Annotated in this window: 14 protein-coding genes; 5 read left to right on the plus strand and 9 right to left on the minus strand. The window is 71.5% G+C overall.

Annotation, left to right across the window (positions count from 1 at the left end; genetic code table 11):
- Nucleotides 1-51: 51 nt before the first annotated feature.
- Together ACEXQC_RS01255 and ACEXQC_RS01260 are read right to left on the minus strand one after the other, a co-directional pair.
- Nucleotides 52-2,148 carry a coiled-coil domain-containing protein gene (locus tag ACEXQC_RS01255; RefSeq protein WP_374817534.1) on the minus strand — a complete coding sequence of 699 codons (2,097 nt, stop codon included), beginning with the start codon at nucleotides 2,146-2,148 and terminating at the stop codon, nucleotides 52-54.
- 101 nt (nucleotides 2,149-2,249) lie between these two features.
- On the minus strand, nucleotides 2,250-2,627 hold the full coding sequence (locus tag ACEXQC_RS01260) for an Hsp15 family ribosome-associated heat shock protein (RefSeq protein WP_374817536.1): 378 nt from the start codon (nucleotides 2,625-2,627) through the stop codon (nucleotides 2,250-2,252).
- Nucleotides 2,628-2,667: 40 nt separating this feature from the next.
- On the opposite strand from ACEXQC_RS01260, the gene ACEXQC_RS01265 reads away from it, so the two are divergent.
- Nucleotides 2,668-5,220, plus strand: coding sequence for a DEAD/DEAH box helicase (locus ACEXQC_RS01265; protein ID WP_374817539.1), 2,553 nt, complete (start codon nucleotides 2,668-2,670; stop codon nucleotides 5,218-5,220).
- 37 nt (nucleotides 5,221-5,257) lie between these two features.
- Here ACEXQC_RS01265 and ACEXQC_RS01270 read toward each other — a convergent pair whose 3' ends face one another.
- The 3 genes from ACEXQC_RS01270 to folP are packed head-to-tail and all read right to left on the minus strand — an operon-like array spanning nucleotide 5,258 to nucleotide 7,462.
- Entirely contained in the window at nucleotides 5,258-5,794 is a 537-nt protein-coding gene (locus ACEXQC_RS01270) for a GNAT family N-acetyltransferase (RefSeq protein ID WP_374817541.1), read from the minus strand.
- A complete protein-coding gene (locus tag ACEXQC_RS01275) occupies nucleotides 5,791-6,582 on the minus strand; it encodes a pyrimidine reductase family protein (protein ID WP_374817542.1) in 792 nt (263 codons plus the stop codon). The genes ACEXQC_RS01270 and ACEXQC_RS01275 overlap by 4 nt, the downstream gene beginning before the upstream one ends.
- Complete coding sequence (folP, locus tag ACEXQC_RS01280; RefSeq protein WP_374817544.1) at nucleotides 6,575-7,462, minus strand: dihydropteroate synthase; 888 nt, start codon at nucleotides 7,460-7,462, stop codon at nucleotides 6,575-6,577. The genes ACEXQC_RS01275 and folP overlap by 8 nt, the downstream gene beginning before the upstream one ends.
- 33 nt (nucleotides 7,463-7,495) lie before the next feature.
- Here folP and ACEXQC_RS01285 point away from each other — a divergent pair, with 33 nt between their 5' ends.
- Together ACEXQC_RS01285 and ACEXQC_RS01290 are read left to right on the plus strand one after the other, a co-directional pair.
- Complete coding sequence (locus ACEXQC_RS01285) at nucleotides 7,496-8,578, plus strand: NUDIX domain-containing protein (protein ID WP_374817546.1); 1,083 nt, start codon at nucleotides 7,496-7,498, stop codon at nucleotides 8,576-8,578.
- 12 nt (nucleotides 8,579-8,590) lie between these two features.
- Nucleotides 8,591-9,571: a DNA-3-methyladenine glycosylase family protein gene (locus ACEXQC_RS01290; RefSeq protein ID WP_374817549.1), complete on the plus strand. Its 981-nt coding sequence runs from the start codon at nucleotides 8,591-8,593 to the stop codon at nucleotides 9,569-9,571.
- Nucleotides 9,572-9,581: 10 nt separating this feature from the next.
- On the opposite strand, the gene ACEXQC_RS01295 is transcribed toward ACEXQC_RS01290, so the two are convergent.
- A complete protein-coding gene (locus tag ACEXQC_RS01295) occupies nucleotides 9,582-10,736 on the minus strand; it encodes a coiled-coil domain-containing protein (RefSeq protein ID WP_374817551.1) in 1,155 nt (384 codons plus the stop codon).
- 176 nt (nucleotides 10,737-10,912) lie between these two features.
- Between ACEXQC_RS01295 and ACEXQC_RS01300 the strand changes: the two genes are divergently transcribed.
- Together ACEXQC_RS01300 and ACEXQC_RS01305 are read left to right on the plus strand one after the other, a co-directional pair.
- Complete coding sequence (locus ACEXQC_RS01300; protein WP_374817553.1) at nucleotides 10,913-11,467, plus strand: YceI family protein; 555 nt, start codon at nucleotides 10,913-10,915, stop codon at nucleotides 11,465-11,467.
- A 289-nt stretch (nucleotides 11,468-11,756) separates the two neighbouring features.
- The gene (locus tag ACEXQC_RS01305; RefSeq protein ID WP_374817555.1) at nucleotides 11,757-12,974 is read left to right on the plus strand and encodes a DUF4192 family protein; all 1,218 of its coding nucleotides are present in this window, start codon (nucleotides 11,757-11,759) and stop codon (nucleotides 12,972-12,974) included.
- Between the two features lie 165 nt (nucleotides 12,975-13,139).
- Here the strand turns inward: ACEXQC_RS01305 and ACEXQC_RS01310 are convergent, their stop codons facing one another.
- Genes ACEXQC_RS01310 through ACEXQC_RS01320 form a run of 3 tightly spaced genes read right to left on the minus strand, consistent with a single transcriptional unit; the run spans nucleotide 13,140 to nucleotide 16,446 of the window.
- The gene (locus tag ACEXQC_RS01310) at nucleotides 13,140-14,546 is read right to left on the minus strand and encodes an NAD(P)/FAD-dependent oxidoreductase (RefSeq protein ID WP_374817557.1); all 1,407 of its coding nucleotides are present in this window, start codon (nucleotides 14,544-14,546) and stop codon (nucleotides 13,140-13,142) included.
- 14 nt (nucleotides 14,547-14,560) lie between these two features.
- On the minus strand, nucleotides 14,561-15,982 hold the full coding sequence (locus ACEXQC_RS01315) for an aspartate aminotransferase family protein (protein WP_374817559.1): 1,422 nt from the start codon (nucleotides 15,980-15,982) through the stop codon (nucleotides 14,561-14,563).
- Nucleotides 15,979-16,446, minus strand: a complete 468-nt coding sequence (locus tag ACEXQC_RS01320) for an Lrp/AsnC family transcriptional regulator (RefSeq protein WP_374817561.1) — start codon at nucleotides 16,444-16,446, stop codon at nucleotides 15,979-15,981. Before ACEXQC_RS01320 ends, ACEXQC_RS01315 begins: the two co-directional genes overlap by 4 nt.
- Between the last annotated feature and the right edge of the window lie 81 nt (nucleotides 16,447-16,527).

Genomic DNA, 16,527 nt, shown 5'->3' on the forward strand with positions numbered 1-16,527 from the left:
TCCCGGTTCGTCGGGCGTGACCGCCCGACGAACCGGTGGCTGCCGGGTCCGCTACTCGGCGCCGGCGATGGCGTTCAGGACGAGCACGGCGGAGTCGTTGGCGCCGATGGCGTACTCGCTCGTCTCGTCCTCGGCGCACAGCTGGCCGGTGGCGATCTCCTCGATCTCGTCGATGAGCCCCTTGGCGCTCGACAGCTGCGCCTGCAGCTCCACCGTGGGGCCGCCCATGCGGCGCTCGGCCTGCAGCACCGAGAGGGCATCGCTCAGGCGCTCGCGGTCCTCGAGCGAGATCGCCGAGTCGGAGAGGGCGCGATCGCGCTCCTCCGAGAGGATGCTGATCTCGGTGCGGGCATCCACGAGCTCCTGCTCGAGCTCGACCACGCGGGCCTCGGCGGCCCGGAGCGCACCGTCGTCGGCGAAGAGAAGCGTCTCGGTGACGTCGGCGTCCACGACCATCTCGCGAGTCTTCGCGACCTCCGCGGCGTTCGACTCCGCGGCACCGGCGGCGTCGACTTCTGCCGCATCCCTGGCCGCGGTGACGGCGTCGATCTCGGCGCGCGCCTCGGCGAGCTCGGACTCGAGCTCCGCCAGACGGGCCTGCGCCCGATCGAGCTCGGCGGGGTCGGCGACCTCCTCGACCACGACGACCTGCTCGACCACGGGCTCGGCGTGTGCGACGGCCTCGGTCTCGGCTGCTGCGTCGGCAGCCGCCTGGTCGTGCTCGCGGGCGAGCTCGGCGAGGGCCGCCTCGTTCTGCTCGGTCAGCGTGGCGATGGCCGCCTCGTTGCCCTGGCCGAGAGCCGCGAGGGCGCTCTCGTGCTCGCGCAGCATCTCGGCGGTCTGCGCCTCGTGTGCGGCCTCGAGGCTCGCGTTCTCGGAGCGCAGCGCATCCGCTTCGCCCGTGAGTCGCTCGACCTCGGCGTCGTGCTCGGCACGCAGCTGGGCCGTCTCGGCGTCATGCTCGGTGCGGAGCTGCTCGAGGGCGGCCTCGTGCTGCACACGCAGCTGCTCGAGGGCCGACTCGTGCTCGGCGCGCAGGCGCTCGTCCTGAGCGCGCAGCTGGTCGGACTCGGAGGCGTGCCCGGTGCGCAGCTGCTCGGTCTCGGTGGCGTGCGCGGCCCGCAGCTCGCCCAGCTGGGCGGCGTGCGAGGCCGTGATCTGCTCGGTCTGGTAGGCGTGCGACGCTGTGAGCTCCTCGAGCTGGGAGGCGTGCGCGGCGTGCAGACCGGCGATCTGGTTCTGGTAGCCCGAGATGGTGGCCTGCAGGTCGGCCTGCAGCCGGCCCGTCTCATCGAGCAGCTGGGCGTGCAGCGCTCCCGTCTCGGCCAGGCGGCGCTCCTCGTGAGCGGCGGCCTCGGCCACCAGGAGGGCCTGCAGCCCGCCCGTCTCGGCGACGCGGCGCTCCTCGGCGGCGGCGGTCTCGGCGGCGAGCTGCTGCTGCAGGGCCGAGGTCTCGCCGACCAGGCGCTCGTGCAGGGCGATGAGCTCGGCCTCGCGCGCCGCGAGGGCGGCCGCCGTGGCGTCGAGCCTGGCCTGCGTGTCTTCGTAGCGAGCGGTCATCTCGGCCAGGCGCGCCGAGGTGTCGGCGAGCTCGCGCTCGGCGTCGGTGCGCGCGGTGTCGCGCACACGGCGGTCGTCGATCACGAGGCCGAGCTGCGAGCGGATGATCTCGAGCGGGTCGTTCTCGCCCTCCACGTCGGCGGCGGGCACGATCTCCGGCGGCACGTAGGCCGGGCGCGCCTTGGGATCGATGAAGTGGTGGCGGTAGAGGTCGTCGATGGCGGCTTCGTAGCGCGCGCGGAACTCCGTGGTTCCGATGGCGAGCGAGGCGCCCACGAACTTGAGCGCCGTGCGGTCGCGGCCGGTGAGCTGGTAGCCCTCCGGCTGCACCGGCTCCTCGGGCTGCGCCGGGTACTCGGGCTGCGCCTGCTGACCCTGCTGCTCGCCTGCGGCGAACTGCTCGGTCGGGGCCTCGAAGGCGCCGGGGCCGTAGCTCTCGGTGGGCGCGTAGGTCTCGGTGGGGCCGGTCTCGTCGCGAGCCTGGAGCCCGAGGGCCTGCAGGCCGTTCTCGCCGGTGTCGTTCAGCGCACCCCGGTTCTCGGGGTCGCGGGGCTGGTTCGTGGCGCCGGTCGTCGTGGCGTCGGACATGTTGCTCCTACTGGCCTGGTAGCGGGTGGCTGCCGCGGGTCATCGCGGCTCGTCGGATCCCAGGTTAGTAGTCGACCCTGACAGTCCGGCAGTGCCCCGGGTCACCGATCGATGTCGAGGCCGCGCAGCTTCTCGATCTCGCGGCGGTCGCGCTTGGTGGGTCGACCTGCGCCCCGATCGCGCACGGGCACGGCGGCTACGGTCTCCCGCGGGGGCGGCGGGGGAGTGAGATCGACGAAGTACTCGGCGGCCACGCTCGCCGATCCGCGCTTCACACCGAGCCCGGCCACCTTCAGGATGCGGTCGAAGCCGCTGATGCGCGCCCGTACCTCGTCGCCGGGTCGCACGTTCTGCGCGGCCTTGGCGCGTTCCCCGTTCAACCGCACGTGACCGGCGCGACAGGCGGCGGTGGCGAGCGACCTGGTCTTGTAGACCCGCGCGGCCCAGAGCCAGCTGTCGATGCGCACGGACTCGGCCATCCACCCAGCCTGTCACACCTGCTCCACCTAGTCTTGAGGGATGCCGAGCCCAGCCATCGCCGCCGCCACCCGCCCGGCGATGCCGACCCCGTTCGATCCGGATGCCGCCTACGACGCCTTCGCCACGTGGGCCGCCGAGCGCGGAACCCCTCTCTACCCGGCGCAGGACGAGTCGATCATGGCGATCGTCGCGGGCGAGAACGTCATCCTCTCCACCCCCACGGGCACCGGCAAGTCGCTCGTGGCGGTCGGCGCGCACGCCGTGGCGCTCGCCCAGGGCCTGCGCACCTACTACACGGCCCCCATCAAGGCGCTCGTCTCGGAGAAGTTCTTCGACCTCGTGGGCATCTTCGGCGCCGAGAACGTCGGCATGGTCACGGGCGACTCGTCGGTGAACCCCGACGCGCCCATCATCTGCGCCACGGCCGAGATCCTGGCCAACCTCGCCCTCCGCGAGGGGGCCGAGACGCCGGTGGGCCAGGTCGTCATGGACGAGTTCCACTTCTACGCCGAGCCCGACCGCGGCTGGGCCTGGCAGGTGCCCATCCTCACCCTGCCGAACGTGCAGTTCGTGCTCATGTCGGCCACGCTCGGCGACGTCGACTGGCTCGCCACCGACCTCTCCCGCCGCACCCGCCGCGAGACGACCGTCATCACGGGTGTCGACCGGCCCGTGCCGCTCAGCTACAGCTACGCCACGACGCCCATCCAGGAGACCGTGGAGGAGCTGCTGCAGACCCAGCGCGCCCCCGTCTACATCGTGCACTTCTCCCAGCTGGCGGCCGTCGAGCGCGCGCAGGCGCTCTCGAGCATCAAGGTGGCCTCGCGCGAGCTGCGCGACGAGATCGCCGAGCTCATCGGCCCGTTCCGCTTCACCACGGCCTTCGGCAAGACCCTCTCGAGGCTCCTGCGCATGGGCATCGGTGTGCACCACGCGGGCATGCTGCCGAAGTACCGGCGGCTCGTGGAGCGCCTCGCGCAGCGCGGGCTGCTCAAGGTCATCTGCGGCACCGACACGCTCGGGGTGGGCATCAACGTGCCCATCCGCACCGTGCTGCTCTCGGCCCTCACGAAGTACGACGGCATCCGGATGCGCCAGCTCACCGCGCGCGAGTTCCACCAGATCGCCGGTCGGGCCGGCCGTGCGGGGTTCGACACCGCGGGCACGGTGGTGGTGCAGGCGCCGGAGCACGAGACCGAGAACATCAAGGCGCTCTCGAAGATCGGCGACGACCCCAAGAAGAAGCGCAAGTTCATGCGCAAGAAGGCGCCGGAGGGCTTCGTGTCGTGGGGGGAGCCGAGCTTCGGCAAGCTCATCGCGGCCGATCCCGAGAAGCTCGTCTCGCAGCTCACGGTCACGCACGCCATGGTGCTCAACACCATCGCGCGGGGCGGCGACGTGTTCGCGAACATGCGCGCCTTGCTCGAGGACAACCACGAGCCGCGGGCCAGGCAGCGCGAGCTCGTGCGGCAGGCGCTCGCCATCTACCGCACCCTGCGCACGGCGGGCATCGTGCGGCAGATCACCGACGACTCCACGGGTGAGGTCTCCATCCGCCTCATGGTCGACCTGCAGCCGAACTTCGCGCTCAACCAGCCGCTGTCGCCGTTCGCGCTCGCCGTCTACGACCTGCTCGACGAGGAGTCGCCCGCCTTCGCCCTCGATGTGGTGTCGGTCACCGAGGCCATCCTCGACGACCCGCGACCGGTGCTCTCGGCGCAGAAGTTCGTGGCGCGCGGCGAGGCCGTGCAGGCCATGAAGGCGGAGGGGATCGAGTACGAGCAGCGCATGGAGCTGCTCGAGGAGGTCACCCACCCCAAGCCCCTCGAGGGCCTGCTGGGTGAGGCGTTCGACACGTATCGTGCCTCGCAGCCGTGGATCGGGGACTTCGACATCTCGCCCAAGTCGGTCGTGCGCGACATGTACGAGCGGGCGATGTCGTTCGGCGAGTACATCGCGTTCTACAAGCTCGCGCGCTCCGAGGGCCTCGTGCTGCGCTACCTCTCCGATGCCTACCGCACGCTGCGCTCCACGGTGCCCGACGAGCTGAAGAACGACGACCTGCTCGACCTCATCGAGTGGCTCGGCGAGCTCGTGCGGCAGACCGACTCGAGTGTGCTCGACGAGTGGGAGTCGCTCATCAACCCGGATGCGGTGCTTGAGGCTCTCGACGACGAGCAGGCCGTGGTGCCGCCCGCGCCCCGGCTGCTCACCTCGAACCCGCGGGCGTTCCGCATCCTCGTGCGCAACGAGCTGTTCCGGCGGGTGTCGCTCGCCGCCCGCGATGCGTTCGACGAGCTCGGCGAGCTGGATGCGGCGGCCGGCTTCGGCGCCGACCGCTGGCAGGCCGCCATGGACGACTACTACGACGAGCACGACTCGCTCGGCATCGGGCCGCACGCGCGGAGTGCCGCGCTGCTGATCCTCGAGGAGGACGAGGCGGTGGCCGGGGCGGGGCTGTGGCGGGCGCGGCAGATCTTCGACGATCCGGCCGGCGACCACGACTGGGGCATCACGGCCGAGATCGACCTCGCGGCCTCGAACGAGGCGGGCGTTGCCGTGGTGCGGGTGCTGGCGGTCGACCAGCTGTAGCGCTGGCCGCGCGGCCCCTGTGCTCCGCTGCTTCGGTCTAGGCCGGGGTGGAGGTCGGCGCCGGCGCGTCCCAGCGCAGGGCGACGAGGCCGGGGCGGGTGTCCCACGGCTGCACGACGGCGAACTCGAGGCGTTCGGCGAGGGTGAGGGCGGTCGTCTGCCACTCCCACACCGAGAGACGCACGGCGGTGAGGCCGCGCGCCACGGCGGCTTCGGTCGCCGCTCGCACCAGGGCCGTGCCGAGGCCGTGGCCGCGGGCAGCGGGATCGACCCAGAGCCGCTTCACCTCGCCGGCGCCCGAGAGCACCACGCAGCCGACTGGCTCGAGCGGCGCATCCGTCGTGGCCGTGGGCGCAGGGAGGGCGCCCAGCAGCACGGTGTCGCGGGCGAAGGCGCGCGCCGGGTCGTCGATCTCGGTGCGGTAGCGGGCCGCCAGCTCCTCGACCGCCGTGGCCGGGCCGCCCTTGCCCTCCTCGGTCCAGAGGTGGTACTCCAGCAGCAGCCTCGAGAACCCCGATGCATCCGCGGCGAACGGCGCACCCGGCCACCTGCCGACCAGCGGGGGAGCGCTCACGCCGACGCCGTGCCGTCCTCGTCACGAGCGCTGCGCAGCCAGCGGGTCAGCAGGAGGCTCCCGCTCGCCAGTGCGTGGGCGAGCTCGAAGCCGAGCGGCATCGAGGGATCGACTCGATCACCAGGGGCGCGGGCGATGCGCGGGCCTGAGCCGCCTTCCAGAACGGGGCTGATGGTGAGGCAGAGCTCGTCGACGAGGTCGGCGGCGATGAGGTCGCCGAAGAGCGACGGCCCGCCCTCGCAGAGCGTCTGCAGCAGGCCCCTCGTGTGCAGGTGCCGCACCACGGCGGCCGGGTCGACGTGCTCGTCGCCCGCGTCGATGACGTCGGCCACCTCGGAGAGCCGCCTCCGCGCCTCGGCAGGGGCCGAGCGGCTCGTGAAGACGAGCGGTCGGCGAGGGGCGGCCGTGAAGAGCGCGCTCGCGGGGTCGAGGTCGAGCCGGCCGCTCACGAGCGCCATGGCCGGGTGGTCGGGCAGGCCGAGCGACCTCCGGTGCGCCATGTGGTCGTCGCTCACGGTGAGGGCCCCGTAGCCCTCCGCGCGGGCCGTCCCCGCACCCACGAGCACCACGTCGGCGAGCCCGCGCAGGGTGTCGAAGACGAGCTTGTCGGCAGGCCCACCGAGGCCGCCGGAGAGGCCCTGCACCGTGGCGGATCCGTCGAGGCTCTGCACGAAGTTCACCCGGAGCCTGGGCACGTCGCGGGGCTCGGGAGCGTAGAGCTCCCGCAGGTCGGACGGCCGGAGCTCTCGAGTGCTCGCGACCAGGGAGCGGATGGGCGCATCAGACATTGTGGACCGCCTCCACGGGCGCCCGGAATCCGAGAACGGCTTCGAGCATCCGCATCGACGACACGGCTGTCGGGACGTCGTGCATGCGCACCACGCGCGCCCCCAGCAGTGCGCACACGGTCGCCGCCACGATCGATCCCTCGCGCCTCTCGCCCTTCGGGGCGCCGAGGCTCTCGCCGATGAAGTCCTTGTTCGACACCGCCGCGAGCGTGGGCAGCCCGAGCGAGGTGATCTCCGCCAGGCGCCTCGTGAGCTCGAGGCTCTGCACGGTGTTCTTGTTGAGGTCGTGCCCGGGATCGACGAAGAGCCGTTCGAGCGGGATGCCGGCGGCGACCGCGGCGTCGATGCGGCGCTCGAGGAAGGCACGCACCTCGCCCGCCACATCGTCGTAGCGCGGGCGCGGGTACGGCTGCCGGGGAGCGGCGAGGCTGTGCGTGATCACGAGAGAGGCGCCGGATGCGGCCACGACGGCGGCCATGTCGGGGTCGCTCAGCCCCGTGGTGTCGTTGACGATGTGCGCCCCCGCCTCGAGGCACGCCGCGGCCACCGAGGCGCGGAAGGTGTCGACCGAGATCGCCACATCGCTCGCGGCGGCCACCTCGCGCACCACGGGCAGCACGCGGTCGAGCTCCTCCTCGGCACCGATCTCCGGGCCGGGAGCGAACTTGGCCCCACCGATGTCGACCCAGTCGGCGCCGTCGGCCGCTGCCTGCAGGGCGGCCTCGACGGCACGGTCGAGGGCGAAGGTGGCGCCCCGGTCGAAGAACGAGTCGGGGGTGCGGTTGACGATCGCCATCACCGCGATCCGACGGTCGAAGTCGATCTCACGGCGACCGAAGCGGCGCACCGGATCGGTGAGCGGAGGGCGGACGATCTGCATCGTTCCATCATGCAGGCATGAGAAGCTGGAGGCATGACCGTGGTCCCGCCCCACCAGCATCCGCGCGACAGCGGTGACGCCTGGGTGGAGGGGCCCGACGGCGGCAGGCACTGGGGCCGCTACGGTGCGGCCGGGCTGCTCGTGCACGACGCCGAGGCCGGCATCCTGCTGCAGCACCGGGCGGAGTGGAGCCACTTCGGCGGCACCTGGGGTCTTCCGGGGGGCGCGCGGCACGAGGGGGAGTCCGCCATCGACGGCGCCATCCGCGAGGCCGGCGAGGAGGCGGGCGTGCCCATCGACGCGCTCGATCTCGCGTTCACCTCCACCCTCGACCTGGGCTACTGGTCGTACGTCACCGTCGTCACGCGCACGCTGCGACCCTTCACCCCGCGGATCGGCGACGCCGAGAGCCTCGAGCTGCGGTGGGTGCCGGTCGATGAGGTCGATGGCCTTCCGCTGCATCCGGCTTTCGGATCGTCGTGGCCGGCTCTTCGGGAGCGGCTCGACGATCGGGTGCGGATCGTCGTGGATGCGGCGAACGTGGTGGGGTCTCGGCCGGATGGCTGGTGGAAGGACAGGGTGGGCGCTAACGAGGCGCTGCTCGAGCGGTTGACGGTGCTGGGTGCGGCTGGTGTCGCGATGTCGGCACTGGGCGAGCCTGGCGCGGCTGACTCCGAAGCTGGCCCAGGCTCCGACCCCGACGCCGTCCGGGACGCCGTCCCTGTTGTCCTGTCGGACGGCACCGAGGCGCGTTCGTGGCCCTCGGTCACCGTCGTGCTGGAGGGGCAGGCCAAGCGGGCTCGGGCGGCCCAGCCTCGGCAGCTCGGCGGGTCGCTGCTGCTCGCACCCGGGGCGGTCGACGTCTCGATCGCCGCCGGTGAGGGCGACGACACGATCGTGGAGGAGGCGGCTGCGGCCGTTTCCTCAGGGCAGCGGGTGCTCGTGGTGACGGCCGATCGGGAGCTGCGCGAGCGTGTGACCGCGGTGGGGGCGGGGGTGCGCGGGCCGGGTTGGCTTCTGGCGCTGGCGGATGCTGCGGCGCCCGGCGTGGGTACAGCAGTGCCCGACGCGGATCCTGCGAGCGATGCGCATCCCGATGTCCGAGGCGACGGTTAGTCTCCTCGCACCATGATCGCCGACACCGCCGCCCCCGCGCTCGAGCGGCTGCACGAGTCGTCGCGTCCCCTCGATCTGCGCGCCACCCTCGGTCCGCTCCGCCGCGGCCCGCACGACCCGTGCGTGCGCTTCGACGAGTCGGGCATCTGGCTCACGCTCCGCCCGCCCGAGGCCGAGCACCTCACCGCCACGCTCCACATCTCCCGCGCGACACCCGTCGCTCGCGGAGCCGTGCGGGTGCGTGCCTGGGGTGATGGCGCCGAGGCGGCCCTCGGCACCGTGCCCGAGCTGCTCGGCGAGCACGACGACTGGAGCGACCTCGACACGAGCGCGTTCGGGCCGGGCGGCTTCGAGCTGCTGGGCACCGCGCTGCACCGCAATCCGGGCCTCCGCCTCACCCGCACCGGTCGCGTCTTCGACGCTCTCGCTCCCGCGATCATCGAGCAGAAGATCACCTCCCAGGAGGCGTTCCGGGCCTGGCGCATCCTCGTGACCGCGCATGGCGATCCCGCGCCCGGCCCCGCCCCCGCGAGCATGCGTGTGCCGCCCACGGCCGAGCGCTGGCGTCGCATCCCCTCGTGGGAGTGGCATCGTGCGGGCGTCGATCCGCGCCGCTCGGCCACGCTCGTGCGGGCGTCGGCGGTGGCGCGCGGGCTCGAGCGCACGGCCCACCTGCACCGCACGCATCCGCAGCCGGGCCCCGAGGCGAGGCGTCTGCTGCAGACGGTCAGGGGAGTCGGCCCGTGGACGGCGGCCGAGACGGCCCAGCGTGCGCTCGGCGATCCCGATGCGGTGAGCTTCGGCGACTTCCACGTCGCGGCGACCGTGACCTGGGCCCTGGTGGGCGAGAAGCTCGACGACGACGCGCTGGCCGAACTGCTCGAGCCGTGGGCCGGTCACCGGCAGCGCATCGTGCGGCTCGTGCTGGCCACGGGAGTGGCGCCGCCGCGGCTCGGACCGCGCATGACGATCCAGGATCACCGCGGGCACTGAGCCCCGCGGATCAGTACCAGTGCGGGCTCTGGTTGTTCCAGAACGAGAGGGCACCGCATGGGGTGTCGTAGCGGCCCTCGATGTAGGTGAGTCCCCAGCGGATCTGCGTCATCGCGTTGGTCACGTAGTCGGCACCGGCCGAGGCCATCTTCGAGGCGGGGAGCGATTGGGGGATGCCGTAGGCGCCGCTCGACTCGTTGTAGGCGTTGGCGCGCCATCCGGATTCGCCGATCCAGAGCCGCACGAGGCACTGGTACTGGTCGTTGCCCCACCCGTACTCGGGCATGATGCTCTCGGCGTAGGCCTTCGACTCGTCGGGGCTCATGATCTCGTCGCCCCCGGGTACCCAGGTGCTGCCGGGGGCCTCGGTCGCGGCTTCGGCAGCTCGACGCCGGTCCTCTTCCTCTTTGCCCTTCTGGTACTGGGCCTCGACCTCGGCCGCGGCCGCGTCGAGGGATGCGAGCTGGGCGGTGAGTTCGGCGGTGCGGGACTGCGTCTCGATGACCTGCTCCACCGCATCCGCCTGCAGATCCTCGGCCTCGGCCTTGCGGTCGGCGGCCTCCTGCTCGAGACGCTGGCGCTCGGTGGTGGCCTTGGTGGCCTGTTCGGTGAGGGCATCGGCGGTGTTCTGCGCGGCCACGGCGGCGTTCCGCACGCCCGCGGTCTGCTCGGTGAGCTTCGACATGGCGCCGAGGCGGTAGAGCAGCGAATCGGAGTCGTCCTGGTCGAGCAGGAGGTTCATGGTGTGGTCGCCGCCGCTGCGGTAGAGCTGGGCGGCGAGCAGGCCCACCTGGGTGTTGGCGGCGGTGGCGCGTTCGGTGGCGGCGTCGGCCTGGGTCTGCAGGGTGCCGGCGTACTCGGCCGCGACCTGGGCGGCGTAGCTCGCCTCCTGGTACTCCTGGCCGCGGTCGAAGGCGATGTTCTCGAGCTCGGCGGCGCGGGTCTGCAGGTCGGAGAGGAGGCCGCGGATGTTGTCGACCTCGGCCTGCTTGGCGGCCTCGTTGTTCTTGGCGGCGTTGACCTCGTCCCAGGAGGGGTAGTCGACGGTCGGAACGGATGCCGTGGGGGCCGCGGCCGTGCCTGCTGTGGCCGTGAGGGCGGGCAGGGTGACGAGCGCGGCGACGAGGGTCACCACGCTCCAGCCGTACGCTGAACGCTTCCTCATGACCTCCAGAGTATGTGACGAAAGTGAAAGTTGTGAAGAAGAGACTGCGCGCGTCCGCTCTCGAGAGCATCGCTCGTTCACCTCGGTTCGGAATAATGTCCCAGGTCGATGCATTTGAATTGACCGTGGGGCTCACTCCGCTCCGCCATCTACTGCCCTGAATGAAGAGAGAGAACATGACCGACACCATCGAGATCCCCGGCTACAAGGCCGGCACCTGGACCATCGACCCCTCGCACTCCGAGGTCGGCTTCAGCGTGCGTCACATGCTGATCAGCAAGGTCAAGGGCAAGTTCGAGACCTTCGACGCCACCTTCGTGACCGGTGAGAACCCTCTCGACACCAAGGTCACCGCCACCGCCGAGGTCGCCTCGGTGAACACCAACGACAAGAACCGCGACGGCCACCTCGCCACGAACGACTTCTTCGACGCCCCCAACCACCCCCAGATCACCTTCGTCTCCACCGGCGTGCGCAACGAGGGCGGCGACTTCAAGGTCGACGGCGACCTGACCATCAAGGGTGTCACCAAGCCCGTGACCTTCGACTTCGAGTTCGGTGGCTTCGGCGCCGACGCCTACGGCAACTACAAGGCCGGCTTCGAGGCGAAGACCGAGATCGACCGCAACGACTTCGGTGTCAACTGGAACGCAGCCCTCGAGAGCGGCGGCGTGCTGGTGGGCGACAAGGTCACCATCACGCTCGACGTGCAGGCCGCGCTGCAGGCGTAGTCTCCCGGGCTCACGCCCTCCGCGAGCAGCCACCCTCGGTGCGCTCTCGCCCCGCACCACCGAACGCCGGCCGGCCCCACCCGGCCGGCGTTCGCGCGTCCTGCCCCGCTCTCCCTGGCCCTGCGTTCTGCCGCTTACCTACCTGTCCCCACGTCAGGCGGCGCTGGCGGCTGATGATGAGTCTGGCGGCGCTCGTGGCCGGTCCTGCACAGAGCGGATGCGGTGGGGTCGCCTCCACAGATCGCTCCGGGCCGCCCTGCGTCTCGTGCGTGGTCGCGACACTGGGCGCATGACCACGATCTCCGCACCATCCCGAGCGCGTGCCGCCGCGCACTCCCCACTTCCGTCCCTGCCGCCCGTGCTCCGAGACATCGAGTCGGTGCTCGGTTATCGCCCGGCCGATTCTGTCGCCCTGCGGGTGCGCCGGCGAAGGCGGCCGTTCGCGGTGCTGCGCGTCGATCTGCCGCGACTGCGATCGTCAGGCCAACACCGCCTGGTCGATCTCGACGCGTCCGATGAGCTGCTCGACGCGCTCGGCGACGTGGTCGAGGAGCGCGTGGGGCGCATAGTGGGCGCCACGGGCTTCGACGTCGTGGGCTACGGCCCGATGCCGGTGGTGCGGCGTGCAGTGGATGCGGTCACGACCCGCCTCGTCCTCGTCGGGCGCATCTCGCACGGCGCCTACCTCGTCACAGACGAGCACTGGTGCTCCCTAGCCCTCACAAGCACCCCCAGCCGCGCGACCCCACCCCCCGAACCCCGGTCGCACCCCGCGCCCGCATCGGGGGCTGCGGCTTCTGCCGCGTGGGTGTCGGGGCTGCGGCAGGGGGGTGGGCGGTGGCGGCCGCTGCCGCCGGCTGTGCTCGGCTCGCGGTCGGCCGTCGTGGGGGATCCCCATCGCGGGCGGTTCGTACCGATCGAACCTGCCGCTCCGGATCGGCAGGCGGCTGCGCTCGCCGTGCTCGAGGCCCAGCAGCCCCGCACACGTGACATCGTGGCCGACCTCGAGGCGTGGACGTCGGCACTCGAGCTCGGGTCGACCTTCGATTCGGATCCGCTCGCCATCCGCCTCGCCTGGTCTCTCCGCGACAGGCTCACGCGCGACGCCGCGCTCATGCTCGCGGCCTGGGGCCCCGACGCCGCCTACCGCGCCGTCGCCGACTCCTTCCGTGGCGGCGGCGAGCGGGCAGGACTGGGTAGGGCGTCGTCCGGGCCGACGTCGTCGGTGGTGGCGACATTCACCGGGCACGGGGGAGAGGCGCCCACGGAGGAGCGGGTGCGGCGTGCCGTGGAGGTGCTGCGCCGTGTGGCCGAGTGCGTTCCCGCGTCGCTCGCGGGGCCGCCGCTCGTGCTGCTGGCGTGGCTCGAGTGGAGCCGCGGCCGGGGTTCGGCGGCGGCGGGCTACCTGGAAGCCTGCTCGTCGGCCGACCCCGACTACACGCTCGCGCGGCTCTTCCGCCGCCTCATCGACTCCGGCCGCCTCCCCGACTGGTGCGGCGCCCGCTGACCCACCCGTCCACCCCGCCTGCCCCACCCGAGCCGGCCATTCCACCCGTAGAGGCCATTCCACCCCACCGGCCCTTCCGCCCGCTCCGGCCACCCCGCGCGGTTCGGGCGCTGTCCTCGGTCCGAGCTCGGCTTTGTGCGGGCGGTGGAGTGGGGGTGGGGTGGGTCAGTGGCCGGTGAGGGGGGCGAGGAGGCGTGCGGTGAGGGAGCGGCGGCCTGTGACGGACTCCTCCACGTCGGCGGCGCTCGTGCCCACGAGGCCGAGGTTGGCGCCGACGAAGCGCAGCGGCTCTGGCTCCCACTTGGGCGAGAGGTGATTCACCCACGGCAGCCGTGTGAGCGGAGTGCTCCGGCCGGTGATCAGATCGGCGAGAGTGCGACCGGCCAGGTTGGTGGTGCTCAGCCCGTCGCCCACATACCCGCCCGCGTACGCCACCTGGGTGCGCGGGTTGAAGCTCGCCGTGGCGTGCCAGTCGCGGGGAACGCCGAGCGGCCCGCCCCAGCGGTGCGTGATGGCGGCGTTCCGAGCGGCTGGGAACAGATCGGCGAGAGTGCGCTCGAGGTGCCCGAAGACCCGCTCGTCCCTGTCGTGATCAGGCGTGATCGAGGAGCCCCAGTGGTAGCGAGCACCGCGGCCACCGAAGGCGATCCGATCGTCGGCCGTGCGCTGACCGTAGACCAGCAGATGCCGGAAGTCGGAGAAGGTGGTGCCATGCTCGATCCCGAGCTCGTCCCACAGCTCGGCGGGCAGCGGCTCGGTCGCGACCATGAGCGAGTACAGCGGCAGGATCCGCCTGCCGACCCCCGGCAGCTGAGCGCCGTAGCCCTCGACCGCCAGCACCACCTGGTCGCACGTCACGAGGCCATCACCTCGCGGTCCGCTGTACAGCACCTGGTGCGGCGCCCACTCCACCACCTCGGTCTGCTCGGCGATCACCACACCGAGCGCCTCCACGACCCGGGCGAGCCCGCGCACGAGCTTGGCGGGGTGCAGGCGGGCGCACGACGGATCGAACGCCGCGGCGAGCGACGACGTGGCGGCGAGGGCCCTGGCGCGGCTGTCGTCCTGGGTCGAGGGCGTCACGAGCTCCAGCGGATCCACCCCGAAGGCGCGAGCCTCGTCGACCTCGTCGACCGCAGCGCCCCGCTGCACAGCATCGCGCGCGAAGGTGAGGGTGCCGCCCTTCACGAAGTCGCAGTTGATGCCCTCGGCGGCGGTCACCCGCCCCACCTCGTCGACCGTGTCGATCATGGCCCGCCGCAGGTCGGCTGCCGCCTCGTCGCCGTACAGGCGACGGAGCCCGGAGGTCGACTTCGGGAAGAGCGCCGAGCACCACCCGCCGTTCCGCCCCGAGGCACCGTGGCCGGCGATGTGCTTCTCCACGACCGTGATCTCGAGCGTCGGATCGGCCTTCTTGAGGTAGTACGCCGTCCACAGCCCCGTGAGCCCGCCGCCCACGATGCACACGCCCGTGCTCAGGTCACCCGTCAGCGGCGGTCGAGGCGCCAGATCGTCGGCACCCGACCGCACCAGGGAATCGAACCAGAAGGAGGTCTCACGCAGCTCGCTCATACCGCCCGAGGCCCCTAGAGCCTCGTCCAGGCCTCGGAGAGCACCCCGCGCAGGATCTGCTCGATCTCGTCGAACTCGCTCGGACCGATGGTGAGCGGGGGAGCGAGCTGGATGACGGGGTCGCCCCGGTCGTCGGCGCGGCAGTACAGCCCCGCCTCGAACAGCGCCTTCGAGAGGAAGCCGCGGAGCAGTCGCTCCGACTCGTCGTCGTCGAAGGTCTCGCGAGTGGCCTTGTCCTTCACGAGCTCGATGCCGAAGAAGTAGCCGTCGCCGCGCACGTCTCCCACGATCGGCAGATCGGTGAGCCGCTCGAGCGTCTGGCGGAACACGGGCGAGTTCTCCCGCACGTGGGCGTTGAGGCCCTCCTCCTCGAAGATGTCGAGGTTCTCGAGCGCCACGGCGGCCGAAACGGGGTGCCCGGCGAAGGTGTAGCCGTGGTAGAACGACGTCTGGCCGTGCTTGAACGGCTCGTAGACGCGCTCGTTCACGATGGTCGCGCCGATGGGCGAGTACCCGCTCGTCATGGCCTTCGCGCACGTGATCATGTCGGGCTCGAAGCCGTAGGTGTCGCAGGCGAAGTAGTTGCCGATGCGGCCGAAGGCGCAGATCACCTCGTCGCTCACGAGCAGCACGTCGTACTGGTCGCAGATCTCGCGCACCCGCTGGAAGTAGCCGGGAGGGGGCGGGAAGCAGCCGCCCGAGTTCTGCACCGGCTCGAGGAAGACCGCGGCCACCGTCTCGGGGCCCTCGAACTGGATCATCTCCTCGATGCGGTTCGCCGCCCACAGCCCGAAGGCCTCCTCTGTGCCCTCGAAGCCCATCTCCTTGGCGCGGTAGTAGTTCGTGTTGGGCACCCGGAAGCCACCGGGGGTCACGGGCTCGAACATCTCCTTCATGGCGGGGATGCCCGTGATGGCGAGGGCGCCCTGAGGGGTGCCGTGGTAGGCGACGGCACGCGAGATCACCTTGTGCTTGGTGGGCCGCCCCTGCAGCTTCCAGTAGTACTTGGCGAGCTTGAACGCGGTCTCCACGGCCTCGCCACCGCCGGTGGAGAAGAACACCCGGTTGAGGTCGCCGGGGGCGAGATCGGCCAGCCGGTCGGCGAGCTCGATCGCCGAGGGGTGCGCGTACGACCAGATGGGGAAGAACGCCAGCTCCTCGGCCTGCTTCGCCGCCACCTCCGCCAGCCGGCGACGACCGTGCCCGGCGTTCACCACGAACAGGCCGGAGAGGCCGTCGATGTACTTCTTGCCCGTCGAGTCCCAGATGTGGTGGCCCTCGCCCTTGGTGATGATGGGCACACCGGCGCCCGACTCCATCACCGACTGGCGGGAGAAGTGCATCCACAGGTGGTCCTTCGCCATCTGCTGCAGCTCGACCTCGGAGCGGGAGGCCCTGGCGGCGGACGAGGAGACGGGCTGTTCGGTGGTTGTCATCGTGTTCCCCAGTTGTAGAGCTGCTTGTGCAGCTTGAGATAGACGAAGGTCTCGGTGGCGAGCACGCCCTCGAGCGCGCGGATCTCCGAGTTGAGAAGAGCGATGAGGTCGTCGTCGTCCTCGCAGACGACCTCGGCCAGGATGTCGAAGGTGCCCGCTGTGAGCACCACGTAGTCGACCGCCGGCATACGGGCGAGCGCGTCGGCCACGAGGCGCGTGTCTCCCGAGACCTTGAGGCCGATCATCGCCTGTCGGTGGAAACCGAGCTGAAGCGGATCCGTCACCGCGACGATCTGCATGACCCCCGCGTCCGTGAGCTTCTGCACGCGCTGCCGCACCGCGGCCTCGCTGAGGCCGACGGCCTTGCCGATCTCGGCGTACGAACGACGGCCGTCATCCTGCAGCTGCTCGATGATGGCCTTCGACGTGTCGTCGAGCCCGGGTGGGCGTGATCTGCTGCTCATGCCTCCGATCCTGTCATGTGGGGATGCCCCCGGCAAGCGGATCCGTAGCGATCCGGCAGTGCGAGTGCTGAAACCGTCATC

It is taken from the genome of Herbiconiux liukaitaii, from assembly GCF_041927495.1.
Taxonomy (GTDB): Bacteria; Actinomycetota; Actinomycetes; order Actinomycetales; family Microbacteriaceae; genus Herbiconiux; species Herbiconiux liukaitaii.

What these genes read in the sequence shown, in the direction of transcription:
- ACEXQC_RS01265 (WP_374817539.1), top strand. Translation starts at nt 2,668, where the DNA reads ATGCCGAGCCCAGCCATCGCCGCCGCCACCCGCCCGGCGATGCCGACC.
- ACEXQC_RS01310 (WP_374817557.1), bottom strand. Translation starts at nt 14,546, where the DNA reads ATGAGCGAGCTGCGTGAGACCTCCTTCTGGTTCGATTCCCTGGTGCGG.
- ACEXQC_RS01315 (WP_374817559.1), bottom strand. Translation starts at nt 15,982, where the DNA reads ATGACAACCACCGAACAGCCCGTCTCCTCGTCCGCCGCCAGGGCCTCC.
- ACEXQC_RS01285 (WP_374817546.1), top strand. Translation starts at nt 7,496, where the DNA reads ATGACCGTGGTCCCGCCCCACCAGCATCCGCGCGACAGCGGTGACGCC.
- ACEXQC_RS01305 (WP_374817555.1), top strand. Translation starts at nt 11,757, where the DNA reads ATGACCACGATCTCCGCACCATCCCGAGCGCGTGCCGCCGCGCACTCC.
- ACEXQC_RS01300 (WP_374817553.1), top strand. Translation starts at nt 10,913, where the DNA reads ATGACCGACACCATCGAGATCCCCGGCTACAAGGCCGGCACCTGGACC.
- ACEXQC_RS01260 (WP_374817536.1), bottom strand. Translation starts at nt 2,627, where the DNA reads ATGGCCGAGTCCGTGCGCATCGACAGCTGGCTCTGGGCCGCGCGGGTC.
- folP (WP_374817544.1), bottom strand. Translation starts at nt 7,462, where the DNA reads ATGCAGATCGTCCGCCCTCCGCTCACCGATCCGGTGCGCCGCTTCGGT.
- ACEXQC_RS01295 (WP_374817551.1), bottom strand. Translation starts at nt 10,736, where the DNA reads ATGAGGAAGCGTTCAGCGTACGGCTGGAGCGTGGTGACCCTCGTCGCC.
- ACEXQC_RS01320 (WP_374817561.1), bottom strand. Translation starts at nt 16,446, where the DNA reads ATGAGCAGCAGATCACGCCCACCCGGGCTCGACGACACGTCGAAGGCC.
- ACEXQC_RS01275 (WP_374817542.1), bottom strand. Translation starts at nt 6,582, where the DNA reads ATGTCTGATGCGCCCATCCGCTCCCTGGTCGCGAGCACTCGAGAGCTC.
- ACEXQC_RS01255 (WP_374817534.1), bottom strand. Translation starts at nt 2,148, where the DNA reads ATGTCCGACGCCACGACGACCGGCGCCACGAACCAGCCCCGCGACCCC.
- ACEXQC_RS01290 (WP_374817549.1), top strand. Translation starts at nt 8,591, where the DNA reads ATGATCGCCGACACCGCCGCCCCCGCGCTCGAGCGGCTGCACGAGTCG.